Consider the following 14,309-nt stretch of genomic DNA (forward strand, 5'->3'; position numbering starts at 1 on the left):
GTCGACGACCTCGTCGAAAACCGCATGAACAGGGAAAACGCGTGATGGACGGCGCGGCCCGGGCGGCCGCGCCTGCCCCGCAGGTCATCGCCGCCGGAGCGTATCGGCCCGCTTTCCTCCTCCCGGCGCATCGCCTATAGAGGGTCCGATCCGGGGCGCGCGCGCACGAATGCCCGCCCCGGTCTCCGGCAACGGCTCGAGGATCCGATGACGACCCATCCGCACGACGACGACGTGGCATTCATCCGCGCGCTCGCGGACATCCTGCGGGAAAGCGAGCTCACCGAGATCTCGGTCGAGCGCCGGCGGGGCGAGGAGGAGCGGCTCGACGTCACGCTGAGCCGCGCGGGCCCCGCGGCGGCCCCCGCTGCACCGCCGCAGGCGCTCCCGCCCGCCGCCGCCGTGCCCCCCGAGACGGCCGCGCCCGAGCCGGCGGCGGCCGCGCCGGCCGAGGATCCTGCGGCCCATCCCGGCGCCGTGACCTCGCCCATGGTCGGCACCGTCTACATGCAGCCCGAGCCCGGCGCGTCCCCCTTCATCAGCGTGGGCGCCACCGTGGCGGAGGGCGACACGCTGCTCATCGTCGAGGCGATGAAGACGATGAACCACATCCCCGCGCCGCGGGCGGGCACCGTGAAGCGGATCCTCGTGGAGAACGGCGCGGCGGTCGAATACGGCGCCCCGCTCGTCATCATCGAGTGAGGGGCCGCGCGTGTTCCAGAAGATCCTGATCGCCAACCGCGGCGAGATCGCCCTTCGCGTCATCCGCGCCTGCCGCGAGATGGGAATCGCCTCGGTCGCGGTGCATTCCACGGCCGACGCCGACGCTATGCACGTGCGCATGGCCGACGAGAGCGTCTGCGTCGGTCCGCCGCCGGCGGCGCAGAGCTACCTGTCGATGCCCGCGATCATCTCCGCCTGCGAAGTGACCGGCGCGCAGGCGATCCATCCGGGCTACGGCTTCCTGTCGGAGAACGCGCAGTTCGTTCAGATCGTCGAGGATCACGGGCTGACCTTCATCGGCCCCTCGGCCGAGCATATCCGCGTGATGGGCGACAAGATCTCGGCCAAGGAGACGATGAAACGCCTGGGCGTGCCCTGCGTGCCGGGCTCCGAGGGCGGCGTGGAAAGCCTCGAGGAGGCGCTGCGGCTGGGCGAGGAGATCGGCTATCCGGTGATCGTCAAGGCCACGGCCGGCGGCGGCGGGCGCGGCATGAAGCTCGCGCGCGATGCGGACGGGATGGAGCGCGCCTTTCTCACAGCGCGGGCCGAGGCGAAGGCGGCCTTCGGCAACGACGAGGTCTATCTGGAGAAATACCTGGAGCGGCCGCGCCACATCGAGATCCAGATCTTCGGCGACGGCCGGGGGCGCGCGGTGCATCTGGCCGAGCGCGACTGTTCGCTCCAGCGGCGGCACCAGAAGGTGCTCGAGGAGGCGCCCGGCCCCGCGATCAGCGCCGAGGAGCGCGCGCGCATCGGCCGCGTCTGCGCCGAGGCGATGGCCGAGCTCGGCTATGCCGGCGCCGGGACGATCGAGTTCCTCTACGAGAACGGCGAGTTCTTCTTCATCGAGATGAACACCCGGCTTCAGGTCGAGCACCCCGTGACCGAGGCGATCTTCGGCGTGGATCTCGTCCGCGAGCAGATCCGCGTGGCGGAGGGATACCCGCTGTCCTTCGCGCAGGAGGATCTTATCATCAACGGCCATGCGATCGAGGTGCGGATCAACGCCGAGCGGCTGCCCGACTTCGCCCCCTCGCCGGGGCGGATCACGCAGTACCACGCGCCGGGCGGCCTTGGCGTGCGGATGGACTCGGCCCTTTACGATGGCTACGTCATCCCGCCCTACTACGACAGCCTGATCGGCAAGCTCGTCGTGCACGGCCGCGACCGCGACGAGGCGCTGGCGCGGCTCAACCGGGCGCTGGGCGAGCTGATCGTGGACGGGGTGGACACCACGATACCCCTCTTCCGGGCGCTGCTGGAAGAGCCGGCGATCCGAACGGGCGACTACACGATTCACTGGCTGGAACAATGGCTCGAAAGCCAGGCCGCCGCCTGACCCGCGCGCGATGAGCTCCGCGTCCGGGGATGGCGAGGGACTCACGCCCGAGCTCGTGCTGCGGGCCTATTCGGTCGGGCTCTTCCCGATGGCCGAACGCCGCGACGACGAAGAGGTATTCTGGGTCGATCCGCGCCGGCGCGGGATCATTCCGCTCCATGGCTTCAGGATCTCGCGCTCGCTCGCCCGCCGGCTGCGCCGCGACGACTATGGCGTGACCGTCGATGCCGATTTCGAGGGGGTGATCGACGCCTGCGCGAACCGCGACGAGACCTGGATCAACGCCGAGATCCGCCGGCTCTATACCGCGCTGCACAAAATGGGCCACGCCCACTCGCTGGAAGTCTGGATGGACGGCGAGCTGGCCGGCGGCGTCTATGGCGTGACGCTGGGCGCGGCCTTCTTCGGCGAGAGCATGTTCTCGCGCCGTAGGGACGGGTCGAAGATCGCGCTGGCCTGGCTGGTGGACCGCCTGCGGCGCGCGGGGTTCCTGCTCTTCGACACGCAGTTCCTGACCTCGCATCTCGCCTCGCTGGGCGGGGTGGAGATCAGCCGGGCGGAGTATCACCGGCGTCTGGCCGCGGCGCTCGAGCGGCAGGCCGATTTCACCGCGCCGGCGCTTCCCGCCTCGGGTCAGGAGGTGGTGCAGCGCAACACCCAGACATCGTAGCGGGCGTGATCCAGCGGGTTGAGCGCCGGCGAGGAGGCGATCATCCAGCCGCGGAACACGGGCTCCGCGCGTCCGTCCTCGGAGATTTCCAGAAAGGCCCAGGCATCGCCCGCCGGATTGCCCGCGGGATAGCGGCATTCCTGCAGCCGGATCTCCAGGCGGCCCAGCGAAACGCGCGCGCCGTTGACGAGGGTCACGTCCTCGACCGCGCCGCTGATCTTGTCGAGGCCCCGCAGCACCGCGCCGGTGCCGCGTTCGGCCTCTTCCTGCGCCGCGGCCGGCGCCGCCAGCGCCACGCAGAGAAGCGCCGCGCGGATCATCCCTCCTCCTCTTCGCCGGTGACGAAGCGGATCAGCAGGGAAATCAGGCTGACGGACCCCTGCGTGTCGATGATCTCGTCACCCGGCTCGAAGTAGAACATCGACCCGCCCGGCGAAATCTCGAGGTAGTTGCCGCCCAGCAGGCCCTCGGAGGCCACGACCGCGGCGCTGTCGTCGGGGATGCGCACGCCGGTGTCCACGGTGAAGGTCGTGTCCGCGCGGTAGGTCTCGGGGTTGAGCTCGATGTCCGTGACCGTCCCGATCTTGACCCCCGCGAGCCGGACGTCGGTGCCCACGGTCACGCCCTCGATCGAACGGAAGCTGGCGGTGAGCGGGTAGCCGCCCCGCTCGGTGCCGAAGCCCGTGACCTGCCCGGCATAGATGACGAAGCCCGCCGCGGCGGCGAGCACGGCGGCACCGAGCACGATTTCGCCCGTGCTGTGGCTCATCGCGGGATTACTCCGGGGTCCAGGGCTCGTAGTCGCGCCGCGGCTCGGGATTGACCCGGCGGATCGACCCGGCCGGCGCATAGGCCTGCGGCGTGCCGGTCAGGTTCTCCTGATGCGGCTTCTCCCAGGGCTTGTGCGCGACCGGCCGTTCGGTCGGCGGCTCGTCCCAGGTGTAGTGCAGCCAGCCGTGCCAGTCCGGCGCGACGCGGCTCGCCTCGGCCTCGCCGTTGTAGACGACCCAGCGCTTCGTGTCGTCGCCGTTGCGGTAGAAGATGTTGCCGGACTCGTCCTCGCCCACCTTCACCCCGTGCCGCCAGGTGAAGATCTGGGTGCCGATGGTCTGGCCGTTCCACCAGGTCACGACGCGGTTGAGGAAGCTCAAGATACCCATTCGGTCCTCCGGCTGACGCCCCACCATATGGACCAGCGCAGGCGCGAGGTCCAGAGCGCGCGCAGGTGTGGCGCGCACGGCGCGACGGACGGGGCGCGGATGGCGCAGGCCTGTGCCTGCGCGGGCCGGGCGGCTAATCTCCGGGCGGCGGCAGCCGGAGGGGCGGATGCAGGATCAGGCGATCGCGGTGGAGTGCATGGGGCTCAGGGTGCCCGCCTCGCCCTATCTGAACGAGGCGCGGATTCGCCGGATCGCGGCCGCCCGCTACGAAGGCGACGAGATCCGCGGCGCGCTCGAGCTTGTCGGACCGGGCGACCGCGTGCTGGAGCTCGGCGCGGGTCTGGGCATCGTGGGCGCCCTCACGGCGCTCCATGCGCGGCCCGAGGCTGTCCTCTCCTACGAGGCGAACCCAGCGCTTCTGCCGCATATCGAGGCGCTCTACCACGCCAACGCGCTCTCGGAGCGGATCGCGGTGCGCAACGCCGTGCTCTGGTCCGCCCCCGAGCGGCCGGAGCGCGTGACGTTCCACGTTCACGCCTCCTATCTCGGCTCGTCGCTGGCCGGGGACGCCGCGGGGCGCACGCGCGCCGTCGAGGTGCCGACCGAGAGCTTCGAGGCCGTGCGCCGGTCGTTCCGGCCGACGGTGCTGGTCGCCGACATCGAGGGTGCCGAGCTCGAGCTTCTGGAGCATGCCGATCTCTCCGGCATCCGGGCGGTGATCATGGAGTTCCACCCGCGCCACTACGGGAAGGCCGGCATGAAGCGCGCCAAGGACATCCTGCGCGGCCAGGGCTTCGCGCGGCGCCACGCCGTCTCGACCCGCATGGTCTGGGCGGCGGAGCGTGACCCCGCGCGCGCAGCGGGCGAGCCGATCGGCACGCCGCCCGACCCCGCGGGCGGCTGGTCCTCGGCCCTCACGACGCTGGAGAAGGCGCGGGTCTACCCGCCCACGGGCAGCGCCCTGACGACGCCGGCCGGGCTGCGCGACGCGCAGGGCGCCTATCGTCCCGAGGGCGCGCTCTGGCGCAACCAGCGGCTGCTCACGACCCCGCCGCCCGCGACGCCACCCGGGGAGCGACTGGCCGGGCGCTGGCTCTGGGGCGGGGTCTTCATGCGGACCTTCTCGCATTTCGTGGCCGAAACGCCGGCGCGGCTCTGGGCGCTCGAGCATGTGGACGAGACCGCGCTGGACGGGCTTCTCTTCGTCGACCGCCGCGGACGCGACGCACCGCTGGGCCGGTTTCACGAAGACTTCTTCCGCCTGATGGGCACGCAACTGCCGGTCCGGCTCGTCGGCGCGCCCACGGAGGTCGAGGAACTCATCGTGCCGGGTCAGGGCTTCGGCCTGGGCGCGATCACCGCCGGCACCGACGCGTTCCGCGCCGCGATGCGGGCGCGCTTCGCCCGCGACGTCGCGCCCGAGGGGCCGGAGCGGCTTTATGTCAGCCGCAGCGCGCTGGGGCCCGGCCGTGGCGGGCTGATCGGCGAGGCGCGGCTGGAAGCCTGCCTCGCCGCGGAAGGCTACGAGGTCTTCCACCCCGAGCAGCACGACCTCGCCACGCAGATCGCGCGCTACAAGGCAGCGCGGCAGATCGTGGCGGCCGAAGGCTCGGCGCTGCATCTCTTCGCCTTCGTCGCGCGCGGCGATCAGGATGTGGCGGTGATCGTGCGACGGCGGTCGGGCGCCACGGACCGGATCGCGGCGCATATCGCGGCCTTCGCCGGCAAGCCGCCGCAGCTGATCGAGACGCTGGCCCGCGTCTGGCGCCACCGTGCGGTGGACCGCAAGCGCCTGGACCTCGGCGAGCTGGACCTGCCCGCCGCCGGCGTGGCCCTGCGCGTGGCGGGTTTCGTGGAGCGTGGCGACTGGCCCGCGCTGGACGCGACCGAAATCCCCGAGAGCGTCACGCGCAGTCACAGGCCCCGCTGACCAGCCGGCGCGAAAAGGCCCGCGCCGGGGCGCGGGCCGTAGGGATCGCGATGAAGCTGCCGGTCAGCCCGCCGAGGCGGGCTCCTTCTTCTGATCGGCGTAGATCATCAGCGGCTTGGCGTCCGAGGTGACGGCTTCGTCGTTGACCACCACTTCGGTGACGCTCTCCATGCCCGGCAGCTCGAACATGGTGTCGAGCAGGATGTCCTCGAGGATCGAGCGCAGACCACGCGCCCCGGTCTTGCGGCGGATGGCCCGGCGGGCGATGGCGCGCAATGCCTCGTCGGTGAAGGTGAGCGTCACGTCCTCGAGCTCGAAGAGGCGCTGATACTGCTTGACCAGCGCGTTCTTGGGCGCGGTGAGAATCTCGACCAGCGCGTCCTCGTCGAGATCCTCGAGCGTGGCGATCACCGGCAGGCGGCCGACGAACTCCGGGATCAGGCCGAACTTGAGCAGATCCTCGGGCTCGAGATCGGTGAAGAGCTCGCCCAGGCCGCGATCGTCCTGCGAGCGCACATCGGCGCCGAAGCCCATCGCGCTGCCCTTGTGACGCTGCGCGATGATCCGCTCGAGCCCGGCGAAGGCGCCGCCGCAGATGAACAGGATGTTGGTGGTGTCCACCTGCAGGAATTCCTGCTGCGGATGCTTGCGCCCGCCCTGCGGCGGCACACTCGCCACGGTGCCCTCCATGAGTTTCAGCAGCGCCTGCTGCACGCCCTCGCCCGAGACGTCGCGGGTGATCGACGGGTTCTCGGACTTGCGGGTGATCTTGTCGACCTCGTCGATATAGACGATGCCGCGCTGCGCCCGCTCGACGTTGTATTCCGAGGCCTGGAGCAGCTTGAGGATGATGTTCTCGACATCCTCGCCGACATAGCCCGCCTCGGTCAGCGTGGTGGCGTCGGCCATGGTGAAGGGCACGTCGAGGATGCGCGCCAGCGTCTGCGCGAGCAGCGTCTTGCCGCAGCCCGTCGGGCCGATCAGCAGGATGTTCGACTTGTTGAGCTCGATGTCGCTCGACTTCGCGGCATGGTTCAGCCGCTTGTAGTGGTTGTGCACCGCGACCGACAGCACGCGCTTGGCCATCGCCTGACCGATCACGTAGTCGTCGAGCACCTCGCAGATCTCGCGGGGCGTGGGCACGCCGTCGGAGCTCTTGAAGCCGGCGCCCTTGGTCTCTTCACGGATGATGTCCATGCAGAGCTCGACGCATTCATCGCAGATGAACACGGTCGGCCCGGCGATCAGCTTGCGCACCTCGTGCTGGCTCTTGCCGCAGAAGGAGCAGTAGAGCGTGTTCTTGCTGTCGCCTGAATTCGTCGCCATCTTCCACCTTTCGGGCCTGGACTTGCGCCGGGGCGTTCCGGCCCCGGCAACGGCCTCGTCTCGAAGCTTAGGGCAGCCTCCTGACCTCTACAACGTCAAATTTCCCCTCGCGGTTCACCGGGACCGCGATCAGCTTTCCTCGTCGTCATGCTTGCCGCGATTCTCGACAATCTCGTCGATGAGCCCCCAGTCCTTGGCATCCTCGGGCGACATGAACTTGTCCCGCTCCAGCGCGGCCTCGACCGCCTCGAGCGTCTGGCCGGTGTGGTGCACGTAGATCTCGTTGAGCCGGCGCTTGAGTTTCAGCGTCTCCTCGGCGTGGATCATGATGTCGGTCGCCTGCCCCTGGTAGCCGCCGGAGGGCTGGTGCACCATGATGCGGCTGTTGGGCAGCGAGAAGCGCAGGCCCTTCGAGCCGGCGGTCAGCAGCAGCGATCCCATCGAGGCCGCCTGCCCGATCACCAGCGTCGAGATCTTGGGCTTGATGTACTGCATCGTGTCGTAGATCGACAGACCCGACGTCACCACGCCGCCGGGGCTGTTGATGTACATCGAGATTTCCTTCTTCGGGTTCTCGGCCTCCAGATGCAGGAGCTGCGCCACGACGAGGCTGGACATGCCGTCGTGGACCGGGCCGGAGACGAAGACGATCCGCTCCTTCAGCAGCCGCGAGAAGATGTCGTAGGCCCGCTCGCCCCGGCTGGTCTGTTCGACCACCATGGGCACGAGCGTGTTCATGTAGGTATCGAAGGGATCGGTCATCGGTGCCTGCCTGTCCTGCCGTGTTAGCGCGCTGAGCTTGACGGAGTCTTAGTGTCGCCACCGGGGGCCTGCAAGGGCGCGGCGGGGATGTCGCGGCACAGCTTGTGCCCGAGGCTCCGCGCGCTAGCTCGACGTCGCATGACGCAGACGGCCGCCCCCTCCCCGCTCGACCGCTTCCCGCCGACGCGCGCCGCCGGCCTGGAGCGCCTGCGGCAGTTCGTCCCGCATGCCGGGGCGGACTACGCCCGCCGGCGCAACTTCGACCTCGGCCGGGACCGGCACGAGGGCGTCTCGCAGCTGTCGCCGTGGCTGCGGCGGCGGCTCGTGACCGAGGAGGAGGTGCTGGCGGCGGTGCTCGGGCGGCATTCGCACCGCGCGGCCGAGAAGTTCGTGCAGGAGGTGGTCTGGCGCACCTACTGGAAGGGCTGGCTGGAGCTGCGCCCGTCGGTCTGGACGGCTTACCGCGCGGGGCTTGCGCGCGCGCTCGACCGTGTGGCGACAGAAGAGGGGCTGCGCCGCGACTGGGAGGCGGCCTGCCGCGGCGAGACGGGGATCGGCGCCTTCGACGCCTGGGCGCGCGAACTGGTCGAGACGGGCTATCTGCACAATCACGCGCGCATGTGGGTCGCCTCGATCTGGATCTTCACCCTGCGCCTGCCGTGGGAGCTGGGCGCGGATTTCTTCCTGCGTCACCTGCTCGACGGCGATCCGGCCTCGAACACGCTCTCGTGGCGCTGGGTCGCTGGGCTGCAGACGCGGGGCAAGACCTATCTCGCCCGTCCCTCGAACATAGAGAAATACACCGAAGGCCGCTTCCGGCCCGAGGGCCTGGCGCCCGCCGCGCCGCCGCCGGACGGGCCGCCGCATCCGCCTGTGGGGCCGGCGCCGGTGTCGGACGCGTTCGACCCCGCCGCGCCGACCGGGCTGCTTCTCACCGAGGAGGATCTCGCGCCCGGTTTCGTCTTCGAGGCGGGGGCGCGGCCGCGGGCCACGGCCTTTCTCGACTGCACGGCGGGGCTTAGCCCGCTCATGCCCGCCCCGCACCTCCGCGACCATGTGCGCGGCGCGATGGAGGACACCGCGGCGCGCTGGGGCGCGCGGCTGGGGCCGGTGACCTGGCTCGCCGGCGCGGAGGAGATCGCCGACTGGGCCGCGCGCGAGGGGCTGGCGCAGATCGTGACGCCGTGGCCCTGCACCGGGCCGGCGGCAGAGGCCCTGGCCGGCACCGCCGTGCGGCGGCTCGTCCGCCCCTACGATGCCGCGGCCTGGCCGCACGCCACGCACGGCTTCTTCCGGTTCCGCAAACGGATCCCCGCTTTGCTCGCGCAGGTGAAGGGGCTGCGCGCGGCCTGAGCTATTCCGCGGGCTGAAAGCCCACGATCAGCTGGCGCAGGCCGAGCGCCGCGCCCGCGAAGATGGCCAGCAGCGTCACCGGCGCGCTCACCGCGAGCGTCGAGAAGGCGGTGAGCCCCTGCCCCACGCTGCAGCCCATGGCGAGCACCGCGCCGCCGCCCATCAGCATGGCGCCGAAGATCTGGCGGCGCAGCTCGCGCGGATCCTCGCAGGCCTCCCAGCGGAAATGCCCCTTGACGAGCGAGCCGATGAAGGCGCCGAGCCAGACGCCCGCGACCGAGCCGACGGCGAAGCTCACCGGCCGCGCGCTGCCGGTCATGGCGAAGAGGATCGATTCGCCCACCGGGGCGGAGAAGCTGTGCGAGACGACCGGCAGGGCTTCGAAGCCCGTCGTGGCGACCCAATAGGTGCCGGCCCAGCCGCCCACGACCGCGAGGCCCACCATCGCGCCCCAGAAGACCGATTTCGGACTGCGGCGCAGATCGGCCGAGGCGAGCGCCAGCGCGATCAGCCCGAGCCCCACGAGAATGCCGAAGACGGCGGGCGGGAGGCCGGTCCAGGCCGCGGCGTAATCGGCCAGCGCCGGCGGCGGGCCGGTCACGCTCTCCTGCGGAAACAGCCAGTTGCGGATCGGCGCGAGCGGCCCGGCGAGCACGACATAGGCCGAGACCCCCATCACCAGGACGATCACGAAGCTGCGCAGATCGCCGCCGCCCAGCCGGGCGATCGCGCCGTAGCCGCAATTGCCCGCGAGCGCCATGCCGTAGCCGAAGGCGAGTCCGCCCAGGATCGAGGCGAGCGGCATCCACCGGATCGAGTGATAGAAGCTCAGCCCCGGATCGAAGCGCCCCGCGGCCATCAGCGCGAAGCTGCCGGCCACGGCCACGCCGATCGCGAGGCACCACATGCGCATCCGCATGTCGCTGCCGCCGTAGAGCATGTCCTCGATCGCGCCCAGCGTGCAGAAACGCCCGAGCCGCGCGGCGAGCCCCAAGAGCACCCCGCCGGCCGCGCCGATCGCCGCGACCATCCAGACTTCCGGAACGATCTCCAGCATGACAGGCCCTCCTCCGGCGCTGTCCCGCTCCCATCCCGGTGACTATGGCCCGGCCGCGCCCGGAACACAATGGCATGCGACCTGTATCAGGCCCCGGCGAGGGGGGCTGTCTGCCCCTCTCGGTGGCTGTCGCCGCCTCACCCCCGGAGGGTATTCCGGGCAAGAGGAAGGTCCGTTCGGGATCCGAAAGGGCCGGCCTTTGCGAGAGCCCGCGGGCCCGCTCAGTCCTCGTCGCGGCAGAAGAGGTCGTAGACCGTCTCGAGCATCTTCCTGGGGCGGTCGTCGGCGAGGCGGTAGTAGATCGCCTTGCCCTCGCGCCGGGGCACGACGAGGCCCTCGAGGCGAAGGCGCGAGAGCTGCTGCGAGACCGCGGCCTGGCGCGCCGAGAGCAGCTCCTCGAGTTCGGTCACCGACTTCTCGCCGGTGACGAGATGGCACAGGATCATAAGCCGGCCCTCGTGGCTGATCGCCTTGAGAAAGGCCGAGGCGGTCTCGGCCTTCTCGACGATTCGGTCGAGTTCGGCCTCGCTCATGTCGGGCTCGAGGACCGGAAGAGCCATGTCACCTTCCCTTGCTTCGCGCGCGGGGGTCGCCTCAGAAGGCGATCTCCATCTCGATCTCGGCGATGCCGGCCTCGGCGCAGACGTCGTCGAGATCGGGGCTGGGCGCGCCCGAGACGCCGATCCCGGCCACGACGTCTCCGTCGCCGGCCACGATCATCAGCCCGCCGCCCAGCGGCAGCGCCTGGCTCAGATTGCGGATGGCGGAGGCGTCGGTACCGGCCTTGGTGGCCTCGGCGAGCTCGGTGGTCGGCGTGCGGAAGCTGACCGCGGTCCAGGCCTTGCGGAAGGAGGTCTCGTGGACGTGGGCACCGGCGAAGCGGTCGCGCACGAAGGCCTGGGGCACGCCGAAGCGGTCGGTCACGGTGACGCCCACCTGATAGCCCTCGGCGCGGCAGTGCTCCATCGCGGCCGTGGCGGCGCGCTGCGCGAGCTCTGGGGTGAGCGCGCGGAATTCGACGAAGGCGTCCTGCGCCAGCGCCGGCGCGGCGGCGAGTCCCATCGCGGCGGCGAAGAATGCGGTCTTCATGTCCCTCCTCCCTCTTCTGCGTCGGGGTCGTAGTCTGTGTGTTCTTCCAGCATCCGCGCGAGCAGACCCCAGAAGAAATCCTCGCCCGGATAGCCCTCGATTCGCGCGAGTTCCTGCCCGTCCTCGACGAGCACGAAAGTCGGCGTGAAGACGACCGGGCGCGCGAAGCTCATGCCCTCGGGCGGCGCGTCGCGCTTTTGCACGGTGACGAGCGGCGCGAAGCGGCCTTCGTCGGTGAGCGGATATTCGGGCGCGACATCCTCCATCCAGGCGGCGCAATAGGCGCAGCCCGGCTGCTCGATCATGACCAGCTGGGCCGCCTCCGGCGCCCGGGCGGCCGGCAGCACAAGCGCCGCCGCGAGAACTGCGCGCAGGATGCTCATGGCCCTCTTGAATGTCCTCTCGCTCTCATTCAACGTAATATGAATATGTGAATGGTTCAAGGAGCGGCCATGCTGGAGATTTCCTTCGCCGGGGCGGCGCTCGCTGGCCTGCTGTCGTTCTTCACGCCGTGCATCCTGCCGATGGTGCCCTTCTACCTGAGCTACATGGCCGGGATTTCAATGACCGAGCTTCGCGGCGACGGGGCGATCGCGCCGGGCGCGCAGCGCCGGCTGGTCTTCTCGGCGGTGTTCTTCGCGCTGGGCGTGACCACGATCTTCGTGCTGCTGGGCATGGGCGCGACGGCGCTGGGCGAGGCCTTCGCGCAGTGGCGTCAGCCGCTCTCCTATGTCGCGGCGGCGATTCTCGCGGTCTTCGGGCTGCATTTCCTGGGCGTGATCCGGATCGGGTTCCTCTACCGCGAGGCGCGGCTCGAAAGCAGCGCCGAGCCCTCGACGATCCTGGGCGCCTATCTGATGGGGCTTGCCTTCGGCTTCGGCTGGACGCCCTGCGTGGGCCCGGCGCTGGCCTCGATCCTGATGATCGCGAGCGGAATGGGCGACATCGGGCGCGGCGGGCTGCTGCTGCTGGTCTACGGGCTGGCGATGACGGCGCCCTTCGTGGTGGCGGCGCTCTTCGCGCGGCCCTTCCTCGCCTGGGTGCAGCGCCACCGCAGCAAGATGCAGCATGTCGAGAAGGCGATGGGCGGCATGCTGATCGTCTTCGCCGTGCTGATCGCGACGGATACGGTGAACTACATCGCCAACTGGATGATCGAGACCTTTCCGGGCTTCACCAGCATCGGCTGAGGCGCGGGAAACCACGAGGGAGGAGAGACGATGATTGCATGGACGAGACGCGCGATCCTCGCGGCGGCGCTGGCCGCGACGGCCGCACCGGCGGCGGCGGAGACGCGGCTGGGCGACGACGGGCTGCACAAGGCGCCCTGGATGCGCGAGACCTTCAAGGACCTGCGCGAGGATCTCGCGGAGGCAAACGCGGAAGGCAAGCGCTTCGCGATCATCTTCGAGCAGCGCGGCTGCATTTACTGCACCAAGATGCACGAGGAGGTGTTCCCGCGAGAGGAGGTCGCGGACTACCTGAACGAGAACTATTTCGTGGTGCAGCTGAACCTGCACGGCGATCTCGAGGTCGTCGATTTCGACGGCGACATACGGTCGGAGAAGGCGATGGCGCGGAAGTGGGGGATTCTCTTCACCCCGACCTTCATGTTCTTCCCCGAGGACGTCGCCGAGGGCGCGACAGCCCCAGAGGCCGCGGTGGCCACGATGCCCGGCGCCTTCGGCTGGCAGACCACGCTGGACCTGCTGACATGGGTGAACGAGAAGCGCTACGAGCTGGACACCGAAGAGGATTTCCAGCGCTACCACGCGCGCCGCATCGAGGAACGGGCGAGCGCGGCGACGGAGTGACGGCGCGGGGCGCGCGCAATGTTATTCATGTCTGTGAATTTGTTGTTGCGTCGCCCCCGGACTGTAGCCTACGGTATGCAGAGCGAGCGGTCTGCCGCAGACCGGCAAGCCATGGGAGGAGACATGAAACGCACTGGAACGATGCTGGCAGGGGCTCTGATCGCGATGTCGGCGGCCGCGCAGGCGGAAACCGTCGTGGACCCGCAGGAGGTCGTCTTCGGCGAGTACGGCGAGGTGACCGAGCCGCTGACCTCGACCCCCGGCGATCCCGCGCGCGGCGAGGAGATCATGGTCACCAAGTCGGCGGGCAACTGCATCTCCTGCCACATGGTCAGCGCGCTCGACTACGCCCCCTTCCACGGCGAGGTCGGCCCGCCGCTCGACGGGGTCGCGGACCGCTGGGGCGAGGCGGAGCTGCGCGGCATTCTCGTCGACGCGAAGAAGACCTACCAGGGCACGATCATGCCCTCCTATTACAAGACCACCGGCTATGTCCGCCCGGGCGTGGCCTTCACCAGCAAGCCGGCGGAAGAGCCGCTGCCGCCCCTGCTGTCCGCGCAGGACATCGAGGACGTGGTCGCGTTCCTGTCCACCCTGCACTGGGAAGACTGACCGCCGCGCGGCCCCTAGACCATGAAGGAGAGGAAGGACATGGACTTCACCAGACGTGAGACCCTGGCGCTGGGCGCGGGCGCGGCGGCGCTGACGCTGCTGCCCGCCGGCGCCTACGCCGCCACCGTGGACGAGCTCGTGAACGAGTTCACCGGCGGCGCCGACGTGGCCGACGGCGGCGTCAATCTGGACGCCCCCGAGATCGCCGAGAACGGCAACACCGTGCCGATCAGCGTCTCCGCCGACGGCGCGACCGCAATCATGGTGCTCGCCGCAGGCAACCCGACGCCGCCCGTGGCCACCTTCAACTTCGGCCCGCTGGCCGGCTCGTCGAGCGCGAGCACCCGGATCCGTCTCGCCGGCACGCAGGACGTGATCGCCGTGGCCAAAATGGCCGACGGCAGCTTCGCGCGCACCTCGAAAGAGGTGAAGGTCACCATCGGCGGCTGCGGCGGCTGAGCGAACAGGAGGACA

Annotated in this window: 18 protein-coding genes; 9 read left to right on the forward strand and 9 right to left on the reverse strand. The window is 70.1% G+C overall.

Going from position 1 to position 14,309, the window contains the following annotated elements:
• Nucleotides 1–207: 207 nt before the first annotated feature.
• Genes accB through aat form a run of 3 tightly spaced genes read left to right on the forward strand, consistent with a single transcriptional unit; the run spans nucleotide 208 to nucleotide 2,732 of the window.
• The gene (gene accB / locus DRV85_RS17880) at nucleotides 208–702 is read left to right on the forward strand and encodes an acetyl-CoA carboxylase biotin carboxyl carrier protein (protein WP_113290838.1); all 495 of its coding nucleotides are present in this window, start codon (nucleotides 208–210) and stop codon (nucleotides 700–702) included.
• Between the two features lie 10 nt (nucleotides 703–712).
• On the forward strand, nucleotides 713–2,062 hold the full coding sequence (gene accC, locus DRV85_RS17885; RefSeq protein ID WP_113290839.1) for an acetyl-CoA carboxylase biotin carboxylase subunit: 1,350 nt from the start codon (nucleotides 713–715) through the stop codon (nucleotides 2,060–2,062).
• A gap of 10 nt (nucleotides 2,063–2,072) precedes the next feature.
• Complete coding sequence (gene aat, locus DRV85_RS17890; RefSeq protein ID WP_113290840.1) at nucleotides 2,073–2,732, forward strand: leucyl/phenylalanyl-tRNA--protein transferase; 660 nt, start codon at nucleotides 2,073–2,075, stop codon at nucleotides 2,730–2,732.
• Here the strand turns inward: aat and DRV85_RS17895 are convergent.
• From DRV85_RS17895 to DRV85_RS17905, 3 genes are read right to left on the reverse strand one after another with little or no spacing between them, the layout of a single operon-like run.
• Nucleotides 2,696–3,052 carry a DUF2155 domain-containing protein gene (locus DRV85_RS17895; protein ID WP_113290841.1) on the reverse strand — a complete coding sequence of 119 codons (357 nt, stop codon included), beginning with the start codon at nucleotides 3,050–3,052 and terminating at the stop codon, nucleotides 2,696–2,698. The genes aat and DRV85_RS17895 overlap by 37 nt on opposite strands.
• A complete protein-coding gene (gene mlaD / locus DRV85_RS17900; protein WP_113290842.1) occupies nucleotides 3,049–3,501 on the reverse strand; it encodes an outer membrane lipid asymmetry maintenance protein MlaD in 453 nt (150 codons plus the stop codon). The genes DRV85_RS17895 and mlaD overlap by 4 nt, the downstream gene beginning before the upstream one ends.
• Nucleotides 3,502–3,508: 7 nt before the next feature.
• A complete protein-coding gene (locus tag DRV85_RS17905) occupies nucleotides 3,509–3,892 on the reverse strand; it encodes an NADH:ubiquinone oxidoreductase subunit NDUFA12 (RefSeq protein WP_113290843.1) in 384 nt (127 codons plus the stop codon).
• A gap of 166 nt (nucleotides 3,893–4,058) precedes the next feature.
• On the opposite strand from DRV85_RS17905, the gene DRV85_RS19270 reads away from it, so the two are divergent.
• Nucleotides 4,059–5,822, forward strand: a complete 1,764-nt coding sequence (locus tag DRV85_RS19270; protein WP_158540191.1) for an FkbM family methyltransferase — start codon at nucleotides 4,059–4,061, stop codon at nucleotides 5,820–5,822.
• A 63-nt stretch (nucleotides 5,823–5,885) separates the two neighbouring features.
• On the opposite strand, the gene clpX is transcribed toward DRV85_RS19270, so the two are convergent.
• A complete protein-coding gene (clpX, locus tag DRV85_RS17915) occupies nucleotides 5,886–7,148 on the reverse strand; it encodes an ATP-dependent Clp protease ATP-binding subunit ClpX (RefSeq protein WP_113290844.1) in 1,263 nt (420 codons plus the stop codon).
• A gap of 129 nt (nucleotides 7,149–7,277) precedes the next feature.
• Nucleotides 7,278–7,910 carry an ATP-dependent Clp protease proteolytic subunit gene (locus tag DRV85_RS17920; RefSeq protein WP_113290845.1) on the reverse strand — a complete coding sequence of 211 codons (633 nt, stop codon included), beginning with the start codon at nucleotides 7,908–7,910 and terminating at the stop codon, nucleotides 7,278–7,280.
• 138 nt (nucleotides 7,911–8,048) lie between these two features.
• Here DRV85_RS17920 and DRV85_RS17925 point away from each other — a divergent pair, with 138 nt between their 5' ends.
• Nucleotides 8,049–9,263: an FAD-binding domain-containing protein gene (locus DRV85_RS17925; RefSeq protein ID WP_113290846.1), complete on the forward strand. Its 1,215-nt coding sequence runs from the start codon at nucleotides 8,049–8,051 to the stop codon at nucleotides 9,261–9,263.
• A 1-nt stretch (nucleotide 9,264) separates the two neighbouring features.
• Here DRV85_RS17925 and DRV85_RS17930 read toward each other — a convergent pair whose 3' ends face one another.
• From DRV85_RS17930 to DRV85_RS17945, 4 genes are all read right to left on the reverse strand, one after another.
• On the reverse strand, nucleotides 9,265–10,320 hold the full coding sequence (locus DRV85_RS17930; protein ID WP_113290847.1) for a YeeE/YedE family protein: 1,056 nt from the start codon (nucleotides 10,318–10,320) through the stop codon (nucleotides 9,265–9,267).
• A 221-nt stretch (nucleotides 10,321–10,541) separates the two neighbouring features.
• The gene (locus DRV85_RS17935; RefSeq protein ID WP_113290848.1) at nucleotides 10,542–10,880 is read right to left on the reverse strand and encodes an ArsR/SmtB family transcription factor; all 339 of its coding nucleotides are present in this window, start codon (nucleotides 10,878–10,880) and stop codon (nucleotides 10,542–10,544) included.
• Nucleotides 10,881–10,914: 34 nt separating this feature from the next.
• Complete coding sequence (locus DRV85_RS17940) at nucleotides 10,915–11,409, reverse strand: GlcG/HbpS family heme-binding protein (RefSeq protein ID WP_113290849.1); 495 nt, start codon at nucleotides 11,407–11,409, stop codon at nucleotides 10,915–10,917.
• On the reverse strand, nucleotides 11,406–11,792 hold the full coding sequence (locus DRV85_RS17945; RefSeq protein ID WP_113290850.1) for a thioredoxin fold domain-containing protein: 387 nt from the start codon (nucleotides 11,790–11,792) through the stop codon (nucleotides 11,406–11,408). The genes DRV85_RS17940 and DRV85_RS17945 overlap by 4 nt, the downstream gene beginning before the upstream one ends.
• 69 nt (nucleotides 11,793–11,861) lie before the next feature.
• Here DRV85_RS17945 and DRV85_RS17950 point away from each other — a divergent pair, with 69 nt between their 5' ends.
• The 4 genes from DRV85_RS17950 to soxY all read left to right on the forward strand — a co-directional run bounded on the left by DRV85_RS17950 (nucleotide 11,862) and on the right by soxY (nucleotide 14,294).
• Nucleotides 11,862–12,599 (forward strand): cytochrome c biogenesis CcdA family protein, encoded by a 738-nt coding sequence (locus DRV85_RS17950; RefSeq protein WP_113290851.1) that lies wholly within the window; start codon nucleotides 11,862–11,864, stop codon nucleotides 12,597–12,599.
• Nucleotides 12,600–12,629: 30 nt separating this feature from the next.
• Nucleotides 12,630–13,223, forward strand: coding sequence for a thioredoxin family protein (locus DRV85_RS17955; RefSeq protein ID WP_113290852.1), 594 nt, complete (start codon nucleotides 12,630–12,632; stop codon nucleotides 13,221–13,223).
• Between the two features lie 123 nt (nucleotides 13,224–13,346).
• Nucleotides 13,347–13,835, forward strand: coding sequence for a sulfur oxidation c-type cytochrome SoxX (gene soxX / locus DRV85_RS17960; protein ID WP_113290853.1), 489 nt, complete (start codon nucleotides 13,347–13,349; stop codon nucleotides 13,833–13,835).
• Between the two features lie 39 nt (nucleotides 13,836–13,874).
• Nucleotides 13,875–14,294 (forward strand): thiosulfate oxidation carrier protein SoxY, encoded by a 420-nt coding sequence (soxY, locus tag DRV85_RS17965; protein WP_113290854.1) that lies wholly within the window; start codon nucleotides 13,875–13,877, stop codon nucleotides 14,292–14,294.
• Nucleotides 14,295–14,309 lie beyond the last annotated feature (15 nt).

This window comes from Rhodosalinus halophilus (assembly GCF_003298775.1).
In the GTDB taxonomy this organism is placed as follows: domain Bacteria; phylum Pseudomonadota; class Alphaproteobacteria; order Rhodobacterales; family Rhodobacteraceae; genus Rhodosalinus; species Rhodosalinus halophilus.